Annotated in this window: 15 protein-coding genes; 5 read left to right on the top strand and 10 right to left on the bottom strand. The window is 44.6% G+C overall.

The features are described 5' to 3' along the window. Nucleotides 1–31: 31 nt before the first annotated feature. From gldM to sucD, 7 genes are all read right to left on the bottom strand, one after another. Nucleotides 32–1,618, bottom strand: a complete 1,587-nt coding sequence (gene gldM / locus EXU85_RS07685; protein ID WP_142771523.1) for a gliding motility protein GldM — start codon at nucleotides 1,616–1,618, stop codon at nucleotides 32–34. A gap of 137 nt (nucleotides 1,619–1,755) precedes the next feature. Then, the gene (gldL, locus tag EXU85_RS07680; protein WP_142771522.1) at nucleotides 1,756–2,568 is read right to left on the bottom strand and encodes a gliding motility protein GldL; all 813 of its coding nucleotides are present in this window, start codon (nucleotides 2,566–2,568) and stop codon (nucleotides 1,756–1,758) included. 39 nt (nucleotides 2,569–2,607) lie between these two features. Then, nucleotides 2,608–3,741, bottom strand: coding sequence for an SUMF1/EgtB/PvdO family nonheme iron enzyme (locus EXU85_RS07675; protein ID WP_142771521.1), 1,134 nt, complete (start codon nucleotides 3,739–3,741; stop codon nucleotides 2,608–2,610). A gap of 254 nt (nucleotides 3,742–3,995) precedes the next feature. Next, complete coding sequence (locus tag EXU85_RS07670; protein WP_142771520.1) at nucleotides 3,996–4,970, bottom strand: type IX secretion system membrane protein PorP/SprF; 975 nt, start codon at nucleotides 4,968–4,970, stop codon at nucleotides 3,996–3,998. Between the two features lie 183 nt (nucleotides 4,971–5,153). Next, nucleotides 5,154–5,936 (bottom strand): uroporphyrinogen-III synthase, encoded by a 783-nt coding sequence (locus tag EXU85_RS07665; RefSeq protein WP_142771519.1) that lies wholly within the window; start codon nucleotides 5,934–5,936, stop codon nucleotides 5,154–5,156. Nucleotides 5,937–6,045: 109 nt separating this feature from the next. Further along, entirely contained in the window at nucleotides 6,046–7,308 is a 1,263-nt protein-coding gene (locus tag EXU85_RS07660; protein ID WP_142771518.1) for a DUF4271 domain-containing protein, read from the bottom strand. 15 nt (nucleotides 7,309–7,323) lie between these two features. Continuing rightward, nucleotides 7,324–8,202 carry a succinate--CoA ligase subunit alpha gene (gene sucD, locus EXU85_RS07655; RefSeq protein ID WP_142771517.1) on the bottom strand — a complete coding sequence of 293 codons (879 nt, stop codon included), beginning with the start codon at nucleotides 8,200–8,202 and terminating at the stop codon, nucleotides 7,324–7,326. Between the two features lie 144 nt (nucleotides 8,203–8,346). On the opposite strand from sucD, the gene EXU85_RS07650 reads away from it, so the two are divergent. Together EXU85_RS07650 and EXU85_RS07645 are read left to right on the top strand one after the other, a co-directional pair. After that, nucleotides 8,347–8,937 carry a hypothetical protein gene (locus EXU85_RS07650; protein WP_142771516.1) on the top strand — a complete coding sequence of 197 codons (591 nt, stop codon included), beginning with the start codon at nucleotides 8,347–8,349 and terminating at the stop codon, nucleotides 8,935–8,937. 116 nt (nucleotides 8,938–9,053) lie between these two features. After that, nucleotides 9,054–10,121 (top strand): DNA topoisomerase IB, encoded by a 1,068-nt coding sequence (locus EXU85_RS07645; RefSeq protein ID WP_142771515.1) that lies wholly within the window; start codon nucleotides 9,054–9,056, stop codon nucleotides 10,119–10,121. Nucleotides 10,122–10,199: 78 nt separating this feature from the next. On the opposite strand, the gene EXU85_RS07640 is transcribed toward EXU85_RS07645, so the two are convergent. After that, complete coding sequence (locus EXU85_RS07640) at nucleotides 10,200–11,588, bottom strand: TolC family protein (protein WP_142771514.1); 1,389 nt, start codon at nucleotides 11,586–11,588, stop codon at nucleotides 10,200–10,202. A gap of 107 nt (nucleotides 11,589–11,695) precedes the next feature. On the opposite strand from EXU85_RS07640, the gene EXU85_RS07635 reads away from it, so the two are divergent. Further along, on the top strand, nucleotides 11,696–13,327 hold the full coding sequence (locus tag EXU85_RS07635; RefSeq protein ID WP_142771513.1) for an amidohydrolase: 1,632 nt from the start codon (nucleotides 11,696–11,698) through the stop codon (nucleotides 13,325–13,327). An 85-nt stretch (nucleotides 13,328–13,412) separates the two neighbouring features. Here EXU85_RS07635 and EXU85_RS07630 read toward each other — a convergent pair whose 3' ends face one another. After that, nucleotides 13,413–13,877 (bottom strand): 3-oxoacyl-ACP synthase, encoded by a 465-nt coding sequence (locus tag EXU85_RS07630; RefSeq protein WP_246859456.1) that lies wholly within the window; start codon nucleotides 13,875–13,877, stop codon nucleotides 13,413–13,415. A gap of 1 nt (nucleotide 13,878) precedes the next feature. Further along, on the bottom strand, nucleotides 13,879–15,591 hold the full coding sequence (locus EXU85_RS07625; protein WP_142771512.1) for a GMC oxidoreductase: 1,713 nt from the start codon (nucleotides 15,589–15,591) through the stop codon (nucleotides 13,879–13,881). Nucleotides 15,592–15,733: 142 nt separating this feature from the next. On the opposite strand from EXU85_RS07625, the gene EXU85_RS07620 reads away from it, so the two are divergent. Both EXU85_RS07620 and EXU85_RS07615 read left to right on the top strand, forming a co-directional pair. Beyond that, the gene (locus tag EXU85_RS07620) at nucleotides 15,734–16,918 is read left to right on the top strand and encodes an ATP-binding protein (protein WP_142771511.1); all 1,185 of its coding nucleotides are present in this window, start codon (nucleotides 15,734–15,736) and stop codon (nucleotides 16,916–16,918) included. Next, nucleotides 16,908–19,103, top strand: coding sequence for an ATP-binding protein (locus EXU85_RS07615; RefSeq protein WP_142771510.1), 2,196 nt, complete (start codon nucleotides 16,908–16,910; stop codon nucleotides 19,101–19,103). Before EXU85_RS07620 ends, EXU85_RS07615 begins: the two co-directional genes overlap by 11 nt. The last annotated feature ends 44 nt before the right edge of the window (nucleotides 19,104–19,147 follow it).

The raw sequence follows: 19,147 nt of genomic DNA, 5'->3' as shown, positions 1-19,147 counted from the left end.
AAGTTAACGGTTAAGAAACCGCTTTAGTACATCAATAGAGCGAAATCTGTGCTAGCGTATTACCCATGGGTACGTCACTTATATCCCCCTTGAAATTTCGGCGCTGTACTCCATTTACTTCAATAACTAGTCGATCACCGGGCTGCGCTTCGGCAGCAATCTCCCCAATAGAACCTCCGCCAGCTCCTACTTCGGCAGTTTTAACCCGTCTGGTACCGCGTACTAACGATATGGTAGCCCCTGTTGTCCGGAAGTTAGCATCCTCGGGTGAGAATGCAGCAAAACTAGGATCAGGAACCGCCTGGATCTTCACGCTACGTGCTGACGACGCCGGTACACCACGGGGATCCGTTGTTGGTGTTCCGCCAACCGAAATCTGCAAAGTTGGACGTGGTACTTTATTCACTCGGAATGGCTCTGTACCTAACAGACTACCAGCGTTACTAATATTTAAAGCAACACTAGCTGAATTCGGCACAACCGTTACTTTCCCTTTTTCTCCCGATGCAATTACCGCAGCACCATTAGCTGTAATCGTTGGGTTCCATAAGGCACCTAGTTGTGGGCTTTGAATGCTCAGTTTATTAGCGCAACCAAGATACAAAGGCGGTAACGTACCTGTTTCAATTTGATAGGAAGGCTTCGCAACGAAATACTCGGCCGATAAAGGCACTGTTTTCAAACCCGCTGGAGTTTGGTAAGCAATCGAGCCGGTTAGTACCCGACGAGCCAGACCGTTTTTGTCATAAGCACCACCCTGTGCTGTAAATTCAACAATACCCTGACCATCCTGCATCCGAACGGCACCACCGTTCAAGCTCATACGAGGTTGAATACCTGACGATGAAGCAGCCAGGAACATTTGTCCTTTAAACTTCGTGCCCGCTACAACGACTTTAGAGTCCATGCTAAGCATGGCAATGATTTTATCGAATTTCACGTCTTGTGCACCCACTTTACTAGCTAGTACATCAAGGACTTCACCTTCAATACGGCGTACATCTGCTTGTTTCTGACTTAATACGGCCAGTGCTGCAGGTACAGGCGTTTGAGCAAAGTTCAGTTCAGCAAAATCCTTTCTTTTTTGATCTGGTGAGTTACTAGCAATGGGATCATCTTTCCCATCAAGAGCCATAGGGCTATATTTTATGCCTGAGTACTTTGAAAGATTATCAACATAACCATTCAGTTGATCTTTCAGCTTAAAGGCAGCTCCATTACGGTTTGTACCGATCATGAGCTGAGCTACTTTTTCTTCTTCGCTCAGGTTCTTAATATTGCCCGACTCATCGCGACCACCACCAGCTACAACTAATTGCTCTTTGAGCTTATCAATTTCACCAATTACATCCGACGTTATCTTCCGTACTTCATCAGCTTGTTTAACAATGGCTAAGTCAGTAGCCCGATTGCCTGATTTTTCAACCGTAGCCCGAATATTGTCAAATGTGCCCTGATTAATTTTACCAACGGCTCCCGTAGATTGCTCTAAGCTATTATTAATTAAAACGAATTTCTCCAGAATGGCCGACGTGACTTGCAGAGCCAGTAAAGCGGTCAAAACCAGATACATCATCCCGATCATTTTCTGACGGGGTGTCTCTTTTGTGCCTGCCATAAACTATGGTAGTGAGAATAAAAAAAGTGGAACAGGCCGCCGTAGCGGTTATCGTATTAAGAAGAGAAAAGTTTACATTCTGAGAATAGCATAAGATTCTGAATTACAAAATCTTATGCTACAATCGTAAACCGGTTTTAATTGCCGCGCATGGCTGTTAGCATGCTGCCATAAACACCATTGAGGGACGCTAGATTACCCGTTAGCTTAGCCAGTTCATTTTTAAACTGCTGTGTATCGCGGCTGGCATCGCTCATATTTTCCATGGCAGCGGTTAGGCTACCATAGAAAGCGTTCATAGCTTTCAAATGCTTGTTTGTGTCCTGCAGTTCCAGTTCATAAACTGCATTCAAAGCACCCATATTTTTGGTCACTTTCTGGAACTGATCCCGATAATCTTTCGCTTCAGTAGTTGCATCAGCCATTGAATTCATCGCCGTGATTGCTGTACCATACGATTTGTTCATTTCGGAGATTGAAGTCGATGCCGACTTCACATTCCGGGCATAGTCGTTTGTAGCCACTGTTGCTTCTGTCAGATCAGATAGCTTCGAGACGGTTTCGTTCAGGTTCCGGAAACCCGATCCTAAGCGTTCGAATACGTCAGGCGTTACTTTTGCCTGCGCTAACATTTGATCCATATTACCCGTCAGACCGTTAGCTTGTGGAGCTGGTTTACGGGCTTCACCTTTAAAATCATCAGCCAGCTCAGGATAAACTTTTTCCCAGGCATATCCATCACCTGCTGTTGCTGGCATTGTAAAACTCTGAACTGCGTACAAGGCAAAAATAACTACTTCCGTTAGCAGACCGAGCGTTAACATAAAGCCAAATTGCTCGTTGTGCGTAATTTTAGCCCAGGCGCCGAAAATAACGACTGCCGCCCCGGCACTATAAATGGTTGGTACTAAACGATCCCAAAAGAAACTTGTGGATTTTTCTGCTGCCATGATAAGCGATTGTTGGATGGAATAGGTAATTGACTTTGGTTATACTTTTTTAGCTGCTTTTTTGCTGGTTTTACTCTTGCTGCTACCTCCTACCTTACCTCCACGAGCCGATGCAGTGCGTCCTTCCAGATTATCCATTACACAACGGAATCCAATATAAGAGCGTTTCTGGTCTTCATATTCATAAGAGCGTGTACCCGTTTCCAGGTAGTAAGCGATATCCTTCCAGGAACCTCCGCGAACCACTTTACGAGGTTCATCTGCATTCTGGTTATCGGGGTTCATATCCCATACAATAGCGTTTGTATTATCGGCGTAAGCGTCGCGGCACCATTCAGCAACGTTTCCAGCCATGTTATACAGACCATAATCGTTTGGACTATACGCAGTTGCTGGGGCTGTATATGGATAGCCATCTGCATCGAAGTTACCACGTTGTGGTTTGAAATTAGCCAGGTAACAACCTTTGCCGTTAGCCACGTATGGATTTCCCCATGGATACTTAGCCCCGTTTTTACCGCCACGGGCCGCCCATTCCCATTCGGCCTCCGATGGGAGACGGAAACCGAACGAACGATAAGCGCCATCTTTAGTACGAAAATCGTCAAGCGTATTTGTACGCCACTTGCAGAAGTGCTTGGCTGCAATCCAGCTTACGCCTACTACAGGGTAGGTATCAAAAGCGGGGTGTGCATAGTAATGCTCCAGCATTGGGTCACCGTTGTGATAGGTGAAATCGTTTTTCCAAACAGTTGTGTCTGGATAATATTTGGACATAATTTCCTCTTCACCCAATGTCGACACCGAATCCGCCAGTAAGGCATTGACATACTGGCGATACTCGTGGTTTGAAATTTCGGCATCATCCATATAGAATGAGCTGATTGTTACCTGCCGATTCATGTTAATTTGAGTAGCAGCTACATCTTCATCAGCCTGCCCCATAATAAATGAACCTGAAGGAACTAAAACCATGCCATAGGGGGTAGGTTGTTTCCAGCCTTTACGCCCGGTGGCTGTAATTTCCCCGTTTGTAACGCCGACTTCTCCTCCTTTGCCGCCTTTGCCTCCAAATTTTGACTTCAGAAAGCCACAACCTTGCATAAGCAGTACCACTGCTGCGACCATCACTACCCGGGTTGCGTTGACTGTTAACCAGTTATACTTCATCATCGTAGACCTTTTCTTCTTCTTCTTGTGCGAGACCAGACTAAAAACGAAAATCTGTTTGGTTATTGTATGTAAAATCGAGTTCAGAATTATTTTCTATCCGTATTCTTACTCAACTGTATTCCTATTTTGCACAAACTGACTTACCATCAGATCAGGCTATTCCCCAAAAATAAGGTACTAGCTGCAAACTGCCTAACAAGAATATTGCCAAAACGATCTGAATACTTAAAATTAACCTATTTCCCGGTCTAAAATCAATAGCGAAACCGTGGTGTCCTCACAATTGGTTTTTTACGGGCATCAGGTGCTGGCAATGCATAGCCTACTATAATTTCATGCGAGGTCGGGCTTTTTATTTGTGTTCCACTGGTTGTTACATCTAATGAATAGCCAACACGCAGGGCGTTGTTACGCATCAGATTAATACCAACAGTAGCCATAGCAGCATCCTTTAAGCGATAGCCAATGCCTGCCCATATCCGGTTATCATAGGTTCCAACGATATTAACTGATGCTACCGACCCTGTCATCCCCTGTTTCGTACTATATTGAACGAGCACAGAGGGCTGTATATCAATATTATACCCTAATCCCAAACGGTATCCTGCCGATATATACGCTTTAGGTTCAGAAACGTCAGTCGAGTACCCGCTAACATAGCTGTATGTAGCCTGATTCAAGTGCGTCATGCTTACACCTATCCAATAATCAGTTGTGTTATAATAGACCCCTGCACCAATATCAGGTTTAAACTGGTTAATACGTCCGGTAGGGATAAGAGGATCATTAGGATCTGTAGCTCGAAACTGGCTAAAGTCTAGCCCACGATTAAACATGCCTGCCTGCACACCCAACGCCAGTGTTCCATTTTTCAGTGCCAACCGGTAAGCGTATGAAACTTGCACGGCCTGATTAATGGAAGGGCCATATTTATCATTCAGCGCATAAATACCAATTCCGCTCTTAATTTTTGCCAATGGCATATTGAACGAAAGTAACTGGCTGCTTTGCGCAGCACTTCCATCTCCATTACCAATTGTCTGATAACCCAGATACTGCGTTCGGTGTGTAAGTTGTAATCGGGTTACGCCCTCCGACCCGGCGGCAGCCGGATTGTAGTAGAGTGGGTTGTACATGTACAAACTAAATTGAGGGTCCTGCTGCGCCTGGGCGGTTGGAACAACAATCGTCAGCAATAACAAGGCGTAAACGTAGAGTGTGCGAATCATACGGCCTAAACAAAATTCAGAACGGCTATTGATCAACGATGACAGCGTTCTCTTAAACAACATCACAGTTTACAACTAAACGCGTGTAAAGACAAATTATTGGCCTGTTAATAAAGGCTAAATGCCGGAAATGAGGTTATTTCTCGGTTCCGGCATTCAGTTTTCTATAACGGCAATTATTTATTAATTGTTAGCCTTTTTTAGATACAAATCTAAAGCTCCTGTCATAGAAGGTGCATTGGGTAGTGGCGCTTCAATATCAAGGGTTAAACCAGCCTCAGTAATTGCTTTGGCAGTGGTAGGGCCAAAAGCCGCCATCCGGGTTCCATTTTGATTAAAATCCGGAAAGTTGCTTAATAACGAACTAACACCTGATGGGCTGAAAAAAGCAATTATGTCATAGCTTTTTATATCCAGATCCGATAAATCCGTTGGAACAGTCTCATACATAACGGCTTCCGTAAAATGCAGGCTACTCGTATCCATAAATTCAGGAATATCATTCCGCCGGATGTTCGAACAGGGAAACAGGAATTTTTCATTCTTGTGTTTCTTGATCAGATCGAACAGTTCGGTAGCCGTTTTTGTCCCGTTAAAGATTTTACGCTTCCGAATGACGATGTATTTCTGCAAATAGTTAGCAGTCTGCTCCGAAATACAGAAGTATTTCATATCGGCAGGAACATCAACCCGGCCTTCCTGGCAAATCCGAAAAAAGTGGTCGATCGCATTTCGGCTGGTAAAGATAATAGCCGTGTGTGCCAGGATATTAATCTTCTGCCGCCGAAAATCTTTAAATGACACGCCTTCAATCTGAATGAAAGGGCGAAAGTCGATTTGAAGATTGTACTTGCTAACTAAATCAAAATACGGAGATTTCTCGTCGGCGGGTCGGGATTGGGTTACTAACATCCGGTTTACTTTCGTAAGCCGGGCCTCTGTGGATTGCATACTAGTCTCGTTCATTGAATCTCTACTCGGGTCAATAGTCAGTTGGCAGCTAACAGTTTTCTGCCGACAGTCTTTACTTATTTGCTGACTGTCAACAGCATCCTGATGACTGAAAACTCATTCATCACAGCGCAAAACGCAAACCGATGATGAGGGGAATCAATTCAACGATACAAAGGTACGAAAATAAATAAAGATTCTTGATAGGGTCTACACTACGTATGACGAAGTATAAAAGTGTTAAGCGGGCAGCATAAAATCCGATCAATGGTAATAATAGTGCATTCTGCGACCATGTAGTAGCTGATGTATTGTAAGCGAATACGGCCAGAAGAAGGGTTAGAGCCGTAAAAAACAACAAAGACGACTGTAATATTTTAAAATAATGAACGTTAACAACCTCCTGTAATTTATAGAGCCCACCCATTATTTCTAAAGCAACGTATTTACCGATCAGGCTCAGAAAGGCTACTCCGCTTAATAAAAAGAACTCACCTACCAGCCAACCCAGGTGTTGTTCACCCTGCAACAATGTTCGCGAAGCAAATACATCTAAATTACGACTTTGAACAAAAACAATCAGATAGGCAATAACAAAGCTTAAATTAAGAGCGAACAACGTATTGGTACTGCTCAGGGGCCTATTGATGAGAAATGAGTCATCCTGAGCCCGCATGGAGACTAAATCACGTAAACTATAAAAGCGCTGAAAAGCGCGGTTGTAAAACGTAAACAAAAAAGCATGCGAAGCCAGTAGAAACAGTAATCCCAGGCCCAGAAAATTTTCGTATATAGTTCGGGGACGGGGCCGTACGCTTAGGTTATCATCGCGAAGAACAACGGGTTTCTGCGTAGCAGATTTGGGGTAACCAATGAATAATTCCTTATCGGCAAGCCCTGGACTTCCGTAAATAGTCAGAAATAGTTCAGGCTGACGATAGATTCGGTATAGGCTATCAATACTTAATACCTGCCAACTACCAGCACGGAGTTTTCGCTTAAGCGCTGCATTGAGAAATAGATACCCGTCTTGCCGGGTAGATATTAGCAAATGATAATGTCGATTACTTTCCAGATCTACGTAAACGCTTACGGCCGTCTGATCGGCATGTTGTTCAATGATGTAAGGAACATAAGCTTTTGCCCGTTCGTCGTATACCTGAAAATCATCGTGGAAATCGTGGACCGGATAATAACCTCCCCCCGGTCCAATGCCCGTTGTACGAGGCTGGGCAATAACGATGTCAGCTATTAAAAGAAGAATGAGTGAATGAATGAAGGTCCAACGCTTCGGTGAGTAAATGAGTGCACTAAAAAACGCATGGAGCGCTCTTGACTCATCTTGAATTCGATTACCGAAGCGTCGGACCGTCACTAATTCACTCATTCGCTCATTCACTCATTAATTTTTTCCCAACGCTTTCAGCATTGTGTCGCCAATAAGGGCAGGAGACTCAACAACATGGATACCACATTCACGCATAATGGCCATTTTAGCGGCTGCTGTATCATCGGCTCCGCCAACAATAGCACCAGCGTGCCCCATCCGGCGGCCTTTTGGGGCAGTCTGACCAGCAATGAAGCCAACCACAGGTTTACGATTGCCATCAGCTTTAATCCAGCGAGCGGCTTCAGCCTCCATGCCACCACCAATTTCGCCAATCATAACAATTGCATCGGTATCTGGGTCGTTCATGAGCAGTTCAACAGCCTGTTTGGTTGTTGTACCGATGATTGGGTCACCCCCAATACCAATAGCCGTCGATTGCCCAAGACCTGCTTTGGTTAACTGATCAACAGCTTCGTAGGTAAGCGTTCCCGACTTGGAAACGATACCAATACGGCCTTTCTTAAAGATAAAGCCAGGCATGATACCCACCTTACATTCTTCGGCAGTCATAACACCGGGGCAGTTTGGCCCAATGAGCCGTACATCCTTATCGGCTAAGTAGTTTTTTACAGCTACCATGTCTTCTGTCGGAATACCTTCAGTAATACAGATGATTACCTTAATACCGGCTTCAGCAGCTTCCATAATGGCGTCAGCTGCAAAGGCAGGCGGCACGAAAATGATGGAAACATTGGCTCCAGCCTGTTCAACAGCCTGCTGAACGGTGTTGAATACGGGCCGGTCGAGGTGCGTTTGGCCACCTTTCCCAGGTGTTACGCCCCCAACAACGCTGGTACCATATTCGATCATCTGCTGGGCATGAAAACTGCCTTCCGAGCCAGTAAAGCCCTGGACGATAACTTTAGAATCTTTGTTGACTAAAACAGACATGACAGGTTTTAGAAATCGTTGGCGATACGGTTATGTAAGAAAAGACGAATAGATAAAGGGATGCGGGATTTCCTGCTGGTTCATCTATCCTTCTTGCGTCTTTAAAAGTTGGGCAAAAGTAGCCGAAACTTCGTAAATTACGTGATGATTTTTTCGCATATCCTTTCCGGCTCCATTCTGGCCGGGGCGGGCGTCGGCGTGTTCTGGCACTTTTTCGGACGCATTTCCTTATTCAACCGCCTGTTATGGGGTTTCTTTTTGCTATTAACATCGCTGGCAGCTTTGATTGGAGTAATTTATTTCGCTGGTAATGAATCGCTCGAACCGCTCCATCAATCTATGATTATACTGTCTGATAGTCTGGGAGTTGTGTGCGTCGTAACCGCCGTATACGCCCTCCTGAATCAGCGAAAACTGTCCCTGACAACGTTCACAACGACTATACTTATTGGGCTGTGTTTATTTATCAGTCTATTACTACCCGACGTACGTGTTTTTACACCTATTGTTCCTTCATTAGGTATTTTAGTTCTGATGCTGATGGCCGTATTTTCCTTACTTCAACGTAACAAACGTGGCCTCTGGGTAGTCATGGCGACAATGATGATGGGCTTAGCTACGAAAGCAGATGCCTTTGGCTCACTTATTCATCCCACCGATTTTTACCATTACGCTACAACAGTTGCCCTCTGGTTTTTCGGAAAAGCATCAGACTGGCGCGTTGGCATCGTGTAACTTATCATTACACCGAAAAAAAGGAGCGTTATCCTAACCAATCCTTTCCGCAATCAGTTACTCACTCTATCTTTTCCATATAGGAAAAAAAAGAAGCGATTAATTACTCAACGAACGTGAATTTACTGGAATTAGCACACGATCCGGTCCAGACCGCCCGAGCCGCCCGGCTTGTGTACATGAGCGACACAATGCCGGGTATTCATCGTCAGCGCGTGGGTAATCATTTTACTTACGTCGATCCCAAAGGCAACCCGCTTGAGGATGAAACAACATTAGCCCGTATCCGAAGCATGACCTTGCCACCGGCTTGGGAAAGCGTCTGGATCAGCCCCAAAGCCAATGGGCATTTACAGGCAACGGGCATCGACACCAAAAATCGGAAGCAATACCGCTACCATACAAAGTGGAACGCCATTCGGAGTGAAACAAAATTTTTCCGAATGGTGGCCTTTGGTGAAGCACTGCCGCTGCTTCGAGAACGACTGGCCAAAGACCTGAAAACCAGTACACTTTCTCGGGAGAAAGTAATTGCTATTGCGCTCAGCGTGATGGAACAAACATTGATCAGGGTAGGAAATGCCGCCTACGAAAAAGAATATGGGTCTTATGGCCTGACAACGCTTAAAAACCGGCATGTGAAGCTCGAGGGCAATGAGGCTCGCTTTAGCTTTAAAGGCAAAAAAGGTATTTACCACGACATTACCCTCCACGATCGGCGATTATCGCGCTTAGTGAAAGCCTGTAGAGACCTTCCAGGAAAAGAGTTATTTCAATATATCGATCCAAACGGCGATCGCCACTCTATCGACTCGGGTATGGTGAATGATTATTTACACGATACGATGGGCGATGATTTTTCGGCAAAAGATTTCCGTACATGGGCCGGAACCGTGAACGCGTTACGGCTTCTAGTTGAGCTGGAGCCTTGCGATACGGAGAAAGATCTGAAGAAAAATGTAAACACGGTGCTGGACGAAGTAGCCCATCAATTAGGAAACACCCGTACTGTTTGCCGAAAGCATTATGTACATCCGCAAATTCTGGAAGCCTACGAATGCCAGGATTTGAATCCGTACATCAAACAAAAAACCAGATTCCGCCAAAGCAGCCCTTTTGGACTTGACGGCGTTGAAAAATTGCTCCTGAAATTTCTGAAAGACCAGATTAAGGTGGTGAAGTAAGTGAAGTGGGTGAACTAAGTGAAGTAGATAGCGTTCACGTCTAGCAACTACTTCACTTAGTTCACCCACTTCACTTACTTACTGTCCAAGATCCTGGGTAATAGTACTACTAAGACGGAGCAATTCAATTTCAGCAGCTTTTGCACTGAATTCGGCCTCAATCAGACGGGTTTGTGCGTTGATGGCATTACGTTGCACATCGCGAAACTCAACAAAAGTGGAATTGCCTATGCGGTAACGGTCATAGGCAATCTCGACGTTCTGATTTGCTAATTGGTTATTCAATAGTTCCAGGTTTAACAGCTGTAAACTATTCTGATAAGCCTGATAGGTCTGGCTCAGAGCCGTTTGAAGTTGGAGTCGCTGGTTGGCTTCCTGATCCTGAGCAATAATTGTATTAACACGAGCATTCTGAATCTGGCGTTTCAGGTTATAGCCATTAAAAATCGGAATTGAGGCAACTATGTTATAGTTAAGCGCACTAGTTCGGCCAGTTTCCACCCCAAATCCTCCCTGGTTATCCTGGAACTGGTAACTGTATCCTGCCGTGGCTGTAACGAGCGGTAATTGTGCTGCATTGGCTAATTCTACATTAAGACCAACCACTGTGCGGTTAAGGACAGCCGCTGCAAGTAATGGGTTATTTGTTGTTAGCGATTGTTGAAGTGGAAGCAATTGCAAGTTTGGCCGGGCAATGATTGTGTCCCGAACGGCAAACTCCGTTTGTGGATCACGAATCAGCACATTATTTAGAACAATCTTTGCGTTTCGTAACGCCTGTTCCTGCGAAAGTAGAGCCGCACTATCGGTATTATAATCAACTTGAGCACTCAAAAAATCAACTTTCGAGCGTGTGCCAACTTCGTAATTCGCCTTGGCCAGTTCCAGCCGTTCACGTGAAATATCGAGTGCCTGGCTAAAGGCTATCAGCCGTTGCAATTGGCGAACAACATCGTAATAGCTGGTTGCTACACTGGCCAAGGTAGCCTCTATGTTCGCGCGGGTATTCACAGTACTTATCTGTAGCAACTGTTGAAGCTGCGTATAGACTGTCCGGCGAGAATAGCCATTGAAGATGGTGTAATTTAGGTTTAGGCCCAAATTAGACGTACGGTTAAAAATACCTCGCCCCTCTCTGGGCGCTGGCGATCCTCCAATGAATGTTTGCCGAAAATTTTGAACCCCGCCATTTGAATTACCATTAAATGTTAAGGAAGGCAAATACCCTGCGTTACCTTTTGTGTAGTTGTTTTTGGCAATCTCCTCCAGCGAACGGTTAATATGGATTTGATAGTTCTTGCCAACTGCCTGTTCAATCGCCTGTGGAAGCGTTAGTAACTCTCCCGGTTGAGGAAGAGTGGCGAGCGTAAAAGTGCGTTGCTGAGCACGTTGGATGGCATTTTGGGGCTGTTGAGCAAAGACAGAAAGAGGAAGACAAGCAAAAAGAAGCCAACTGCTGAGTTTCATTGATTCGAGGTTGAGAAGAACAAGTAAGACAAAAGTAAGAGAATCTTCAATTGGCCCGTCAGCTTATTCACCTTTCCCTTATCTTGCATACTTTCCTTGTAATCCTCATGAAACGTCTTCTACTGCTATTTTCTACTCTTTCGGCCCTATTATCAGGCTGTTCGTTCAAAAAAAAAGCTGATTTACTAGTCAAGAATGCGCTCGTTTATACGGCAGATTCAAGTTTTTCAACTGCCGATGCGTTTGTGGTTAGTGATGGAAAATTTCTGGCAGTAGGGAAAGGGCAAGCGTTTGCCGATCAATATGATGCCACCACAACAGTCGACCTTGCCGGAAAACCCGTTTACCCTGGCTTTTTCGATCCCCATTCTCACTTTCTGGGACTGGGCCAAGTACTCGATCAGGCTGACCTGGTTGGCGCAGAATCGTATGATGAAGTGATTGAACGATTGAAAACGTTTTATAAAACTCACCCAAACGTACTGTGGCTTACTGGGCGGGGTTGGGACCAGAATGACTGGCCTGGTCAGGCTTTCCCAACCAAAGAAAAACTAGATGCTGCGTTCCCAACTATACCGGTCGCATTGATGCGCGTAGATGGTCATGCGCTGTTTGTGAACTCCAAAGCCCTTCGATTAGCCAATGTAACCGCCGGTTCGAAACTACCGGGGGGCGAAGTTCTCATGGAAAATGGTCAGCCAACAGGTGTATTGGTAGATAATGCTATGCAGCTCATCAAGCGTGTGATTCCAAGGCCCGATAATGCCGATAAAGCCCGGATGTTATTGAATGCCCAAAAGGCTTGTTTTGCGCTGGGACTTACCACTATATCCGATGCTGGCATTAGCCCCGACGAAATCAACCTGATCGACAGCCTGCAACAGAGCGGCAAACTCAAGATTCGCGATTATGCGATGATTAGCCTCGGCGAACCGAACATGAATTACTTCCTGAAACGGGGTCCTTTCCAGACAGATCGACTAACTGTTCGGGCATTTAAACTCTATGCCGATGGCGCTTTAGGCTCACGCGGAGCCTGCCTGCGCCAACCTTACAGCGACCGCCCCGAAACTGGAGGGTTTCTCTTGCTTGCCCCCACTGAGCTGGAACGCGTCACAAAACTCCTTTATGCGTCTAAATTTCAGGCGAATACCCACTGCATTGGTGACTCTGCCAACCATTTGATGCTCGATTTGTATGGCAAGCTTCTAAAAGGCAAGAATGACCGCCGGTGGCGAATCGAGCACGCCCAGGTTGTATCGCCCGAAGATGTCTTGAAGTTTGGTCAGTATTCAATTATTCCATCCGTACAGCCAACACATGCCACCTCAGATATGTACTGGGCCGCCGACAGGCTGGGGCCAATTCGCGTAAAAGGAGCTTATGCGTTTAATGATCTGATGAAACAGAATAGCCTCATTGCCTTTGGTAGTGACTTCCCGGTAGAAGCGGTTAATCCTTTATTTGGGTTTCATTCGGCAGTGGCTCGCCAGGATGCTAAAAACTTTCCGGAAGGCGGCTACCAAATGGAGAATGCTGTTGATCGAAAGTCGGCGCTACTCGCCATGACTCGCTGGGCCGCGTATGCCAACTTTGAAGATCAACTACGAGGCTGTATCGCGCCAGGCAAACAGGCTGACTTCGTGGTGCTTGACCAGGACATTATGACCGTTCCGAATCAGAAAATTCGCCAGACGAAAGTGAAACAAACCTGGATCGGTGGCGAGCGGGTATTCTAACGTTTTTCGACAGGATTTACAGGATCCACAAGATTACAACACAGAAAAAATCTTGTGAATCCTGTCAATCCTGTCGAAAAGTCTGTCAATACACGTCCAGTACCTGATAGGTCATTTTATTGAACGTTGCTACATCACCTACCTTTCGCCCTGCCAAAGCCACTGCAATGGGAGATGCGGCCGAAATGGCGAAATAATCCTTTCCGTTGGCGGTAAGTTTACCCGCACTCATACTGACAAAAAACGATCCCCGATTCGTACTAACCAGGCAACCGGGCTGAACAGTCTCATAGTTTTTATCGATGTTCAACCGGGATAATTCCTGACCAAGTTTCTGGGCTTCTGCTAAAAGTTGCGCGTTTCGGTCGCGTTCAAGTTGGGCCATAGCTCGCCCGGTTTCGTATTTGTCGCCTGCGCTACTTTTCGATTCTGAGTTAGCAGCCTCCTGAGCGTCTTCCATCGCCTGTCGGGCGGTGCTGATTCGCTGTTGCACATAGGCTTCGCATAGGGCGAAAAGAGCCGATTTAATTTCCTGTTGTTGATTTAGCACCTTATAAATTTCGTTTCTTCATCTCCCCTACTGCAAAATTTGCGGCCCGGGCCGTTAAGGCCATAAAGGTGATAGAGGGGTTCTGCGAGCCAGTCGATGTCATGGCAGCCCCATCTGTTACAAATACATTTTTAACGCTGTGAAGCTGGTTATGAGCATTCAGCAGGGATGTTTTCGGATCGCGCCCCATGCGCACTCCCCCCATTTCGTGAATATCGAGGCCAGGATTGCGATGGTCATCATACGGATGAATATGCTTACATCCCGCTTTTTCCAGCATATCGGCCCCCTGTTCCAGAAAGTCCTTCATCACTTTTACATCATTCTCCGTATAATCGATAGCCGTCACAAGTTGTGGGATTCCCCACGGATCTTTTTGATTAGGACTGAGCCGAACATGGTTTTCGAAACGCGGAACGGTTTCGGCCTGCATCATCATAAACACATGCCAGGCTCCAGGGGCACTTAATTTATCTTTGAAATCAGCCCCAAAACCTTCTTGTCCGTTGCCGCGTTGCCAACCCGATCGTGCCGCACTGAAGGCTACCATATAGCCCCGCTGAAAGTCAGTTTCCTGCTTTCTGACATTTCGAAAGTTAGGCATAAATGCCGTTGTTGGCCGACGACCATAATAATAACCATCGTCGAATCCTTCATAATCGGCCACAATATTACCCCGGTAATTGTGAAAAGCTACATAATGCCCAAGCACGCCACTATCATTTCCCAAACCATTCGGGAAACGGCGGGATGTTGAATTGAGTAGTAGTAGATTGGTGTTCAGGCAAGCCGCATTGACAAAAATGATCCGGGCAAAATACTCGGTCATTTGTTTCGTATGGGCATCAATGACCCGAACGCCCGTAGCCTTTTGTTTACCCTCATCATAGATAATGGAGTGAACGACCGAATCAGGCCGGAGGGTCAATTTTCCTGTTTTAGCTGCCCAGGGGATCGTTGACGAATTTGAACTAAAATAGCCGCCATACGGGCAGCCGCGATAACATAGATGCCGTGCCTGACATTGCGCCCTCCCCTGATCAAAATGAACTTGCTTTGGTTCGGTCAAATGCGCACACCGGCCAATAATAACATGGCGGTCTTTGTAGTGTTCGGCAACCCGTTTTTGAATGTGTTTTTCCACACAATTCAGCTCCCAGGGTTTAAGAAATTCGCCATCAGGCAGGGTTTCCAACCCATCTTTATTGCCACTAATGCCTACAAATTTTTCGACATGACTGTACCAGGGAGCAATATCCTCATAGCGAATTGGCCAATCGACGGCGGCTCCATCGCGGGCGTTTGCTTCAAAATCGAATTTGCTCCAGCGTTGGGTCTGGCGCGCCCAAATCAATGACTTCCCACCTACCTGGTAACCTCGAATCCAGTCGAAGGGCTTTTCCTGGACGTACGGATGCTCGGCATCTTTCACAAAAAACTGCTGCGTCCCCTCATCGAGCGCATAGCATTTTGTCGCAATCGGATTGGCCTGTTCAAATGTTTCGGGCATGCGGTTTCGGTGCGAAAACTCCCAGGGATTGAGCGTTGCCGTCGGGTAATCCACAATGTGCCGAACATCCCGCCCACGCTCCAACACAAGCGTTTTCAGGCCCTTCTCACACAGCTCTTTAGCTGCCCAACCTCCACTGATGCCTGAACCGATAACGATGGCATCGTAGGTATTTTGTTTGGTAGCATCGATGTTGATGTTCATAAGCAGGTCTTTAAGTTATAAAAGTACTAATCCCAGTTATCCATACCATATACAAAGCATGATCTTTTAACAATAGAATTATTGTTAAAAGATTTGACAATAATTCTATTGTTACCATATTTGACAATAAAATTATTGTCAAATGAGAAATATCATCGGCCAAGCTGTAGCTGGGAGCGATTTCTTTGAGCGCCCACAGGTAATCAACAAAATACGCCGGGCCATTCGTAATGGTAGCTCGGTGTATTTATCTGCCCCTCGACGAGTGGGCAAAACATCCGTGATGAACTTTCTTCAGGATAACCCAGATGCTGCCCATCATTATGTGTATGTTATTACGCAATCCATTGATTCGGTAGATAATTTCTACAAGGAATTAGCGAAGCAGGTCATTGATAGTCCAGCTTTCCGCACAATGTCGAAAATTACAGACACGCTAAAAAAAGTAGCGGGCGGACTATTGCAACGGATCAACCTAAAAGTCTCCATTCCGTTCCTGGACGTTTCACTCGACAAAGGAGAAGCTGTAAATTTTCAAACAGATTTTGAGAAACTACTGGAAGAGTTAGACCTGGACGGCGGAAAACTCATTATCATGGTCGATGAATTCACCGAAACAATCGACAATATCCTGTTAAAGCATAGTAAGCAGGAAGCCCGGCGGTTTCTGCAAACATTCCGTGAACTGATGCACAACCGCAAGTTGACGAACAAAGTACAATTTCTCCTGACAGGCTCTATTGGTTTGCAACCCCTGGTTAAGAAACTCGAAGCTAGTGATCTGGTTAATCAACTCCAATACATCGATATTCCACCACTTACTGAAGAAGAAGCTTGTACACTCTTCCGAAAACTCACTGAACGGGAAGGTATTCAAATTGCCGATGAGACTGTTCGCTTTATCCTCCAAAAGATTGATTGGCTAATGCCGTTTCATGTACAATTATTGGTACAGGAAGTTATTGATGTCTATGAAAGCAGTGGCAATCCGATTGACCATACAAAGGCTGATAAAGCCTTTCAGCAGGTGTTTCATCAGCGAAACAAAATCTACTTTGAACAGTATTATGAGCGACTGAAAAAACGGCTCGAACCTGGTGCAGAATATCTGTTTGTGCATGACGTATTGAACCGGGCTACCGAAGAATTACCAGTAGAAAAATCCGTAGTTCACGATCTGGCAGTCAAGCACGGGCTTGCCGATAATTACAAAGCCACGGTTGAGTCGCTGGAATATGACGGTTACTTGCACCAAACCGACGATACCAACGCGTACCGATTCAATTCATCCATTCTCAAATTCTGGTGGAAAAAATATGTCTGCTAATCCACAACCGCTAATTGCTACCATCTACAATCCTCACAATCAGAGTAAAGAAGCGTTGATTGCCGGGTTCATTGCCCGCAAGCAAAAATTCGAGCGGATTTTCCGGGATATTCGTGACGCGCCCATGATAAAACCTGAGCAGCATTACCTTATTCAGGGGATTCGGGGAATGGGAAAAACAACATTGCTATTACGGATTGCCTATGAAATTGACAACCTACCTGAATTACGCCAGCGCCTAATACCGATCGTATTCAATGAGGAAGAATATGGCATTAGCTCACTGGCTGATGTCTGGGAACGTACAGCCCAATACCTCGGCGAAACTGACGCATCGTTTGTTGACTTATATGAAACCATAACAAAACAATACGGCCAGGCAGAGTATGAACAACAAGCTTTTCAAACGCTTATTGCGGCACTCCAGCAACAGAATAAAAAATTACTACTACTCATTGACAATATCGGCGATCTGCTAAAAAAGTTAGATACGCAGGAAGAAAAACGCTTACGTGAAATATTACTTACGACACCAGAGCTTCGACTAATCGGCGCTACATCAGTAGCTATCGAACAAGTACATGATTACACCAAACCATTCTATGAGTTTTTCAAAGTTCTTTATCTAGAAGGGCTTAATCGGCAGGAAGCTATCGACCTATTTTTAAAACTGGGCGACACATATCATACAGAAGCGGTTAAGCAATTAATTGAACGACAGCCAGGACGTATTGAAGCTATTCGCCGACTAACAGGAGGAGTAATTCGAACAATGGTGCTATTATTTGAAATTTTAGTCGAAAATGATTCCGGTTCCGTTTTTCGAGATTTAGAAACGTTACTTGATCGAGTCACTCCACTCTATAAACACCGTATTGACGATTTATCGGCGCAACAACAAAAGATTGTGGCTGCGCTAGCACAGGCGTGGGATGCCGCTAGTACAAAAGAAATAGCTCAAATTGTTCGGCTGGAAAGCAAAGCTGTATCCGCCCAACTAACACAACTCATTAACAATGGAGTAATAGAGAAACAAGAAACTCCAACTAAAAACCATCTATATCGGCTCGAAGAACGCTTCTTCAATATATGGTATTTAATGCGTTATGGCCGTAGAACTGATCAAAGAGTTTTATGGTTAGTGCGTTTTTTTGAAATAATGTTCAAATGGGATAATGAATGGATGCAAGAGAAAATCAAGATGCACCTTCAGGCAATGGAAGTTGGGAGTTTAGACCCAGAAGCCGCTTTATATTTAACTACAGCATTCGCAGGAATTGTAAATGATGAAGAGTTAGAAGACTTACTTAGCAAAACAACTAAGCTTTATTTAATTACGAAAGGGAGGCAAGAATTAGCAAATGAAATAGGATACTCTAGGCATGAGAAAGTTACAGAAATGTTAAAAAAACAACAATATAACGAGGCTGCATTACTGTTAAGTAAGTTCAAAAATATTACCTTAAACGTATATCTTGACCTAATTGGGTGCTATCTTCTTTTAAATAGAAAAGACCTTGCTGAGTATTTTTTCATTGAGTTAATGAAATACAAGAATAAATTAATTCAACAATTAATAATATATCTAAAAATAAGATCGTTGAATAGGGGAAGCAAAAAGAAGAAATTACTTGGCCCGTATGCCATATATGGGGAATTTGTTAGTTTCTCAATAGACTTTAAAAATCTTCAAAAAATAAATATTACCTCATCAACTTATACTTTAATTGCTGAATTATTAATTATATATTTCAGCAAAGAGATCCGAAACAGAAAAGAATTTGCACTTTCTCTCACAGAAATACTTGTACCTAGAAACAATATAAGTTCTATTTTAGATATAGAACCAAATGTTCTTATCGCAATCAATATAATATACTTATGGAATAATCAATATAATCTTTTAGGGTTTGACATTACAAATAGTTCTTATTTAAATCGTATAGATCTATATAGTTCTTACCTAAAACTCCTCCTAGCAAAAAAACAATACCACACTGCCTACAACTATTTCCAGCAGGAAGAATGGCAGCTAAAAGATCGTTTTAAGCCGCTCTATTATGCTACGTTGTTTTTCTTAAAAGACGAATACCCAACCGAGTACCTGCGCATGGGACCCGAACTGAAAGAAACCGTTGACGATATCCTGGCCGAAGTGGCACAAATGGCTATCGACTACGCTTAAGCCCACTTCCCTAACAAAATCCACCAGTTCAATAGATTTTGTAA

Origin of the sequence: Spirosoma sp. KCTC 42546 (assembly GCF_006965485.1) — a bacterium.
In the GTDB taxonomy this organism is placed as follows: domain Bacteria; phylum Bacteroidota; class Bacteroidia; order Cytophagales; family Spirosomataceae; genus Spirosoma.
The sequence above is the reverse complement of the archived record's forward strand: the minus strand, read 5'-3'. Positions and strand labels throughout refer to the sequence as shown.

What these genes read in the sequence shown, in the direction of transcription:
- EXU85_RS07650 (WP_142771516.1), top strand. Translation starts at nt 8,347, where the DNA reads ATGATTTTTTCGCATATCCTTTCCGGCTCCATTCTGGCCGGGGCGGGC.
- EXU85_RS07620 (WP_142771511.1), top strand. Translation starts at nt 15,734, where the DNA reads ATGAGAAATATCATCGGCCAAGCTGTAGCTGGGAGCGATTTCTTTGAG.
- EXU85_RS07675 (WP_142771521.1), bottom strand. Translation starts at nt 3,741, where the DNA reads ATGATGAAGTATAACTGGTTAACAGTCAACGCAACCCGGGTAGTGATG.
- EXU85_RS07625 (WP_142771512.1), bottom strand. Translation starts at nt 15,591, where the DNA reads ATGAACATCAACATCGATGCTACCAAACAAAATACCTACGATGCCATC.
- EXU85_RS07670 (WP_142771520.1), bottom strand. Translation starts at nt 4,970, where the DNA reads ATGATTCGCACACTCTACGTTTACGCCTTGTTATTGCTGACGATTGTT.
- sucD (WP_142771517.1), bottom strand. Translation starts at nt 8,202, where the DNA reads ATGTCTGTTTTAGTCAACAAAGATTCTAAAGTTATCGTCCAGGGCTTT.
- gldM (WP_142771523.1), bottom strand. Translation starts at nt 1,618, where the DNA reads ATGGCAGGCACAAAAGAGACACCCCGTCAGAAAATGATCGGGATGATG.
- EXU85_RS07665 (WP_142771519.1), bottom strand. Translation starts at nt 5,936, where the DNA reads ATGAACGAGACTAGTATGCAATCCACAGAGGCCCGGCTTACGAAAGTA.
- EXU85_RS07615 (WP_142771510.1), top strand. Translation starts at nt 16,908, where the DNA reads ATGTCTGCTAATCCACAACCGCTAATTGCTACCATCTACAATCCTCAC.
- EXU85_RS07640 (WP_142771514.1), bottom strand. Translation starts at nt 11,588, where the DNA reads ATGAAACTCAGCAGTTGGCTTCTTTTTGCTTGTCTTCCTCTTTCTGTC.
- EXU85_RS07635 (WP_142771513.1), top strand. Translation starts at nt 11,696, where the DNA reads ATGAAACGTCTTCTACTGCTATTTTCTACTCTTTCGGCCCTATTATCA.
- EXU85_RS07660 (WP_142771518.1), bottom strand. Translation starts at nt 7,308, where the DNA reads ATGAGTGAATTAGTGACGGTCCGACGCTTCGGTAATCGAATTCAAGAT.
- gldL (WP_142771522.1), bottom strand. Translation starts at nt 2,568, where the DNA reads ATGGCAGCAGAAAAATCCACAAGTTTCTTTTGGGATCGTTTAGTACCA.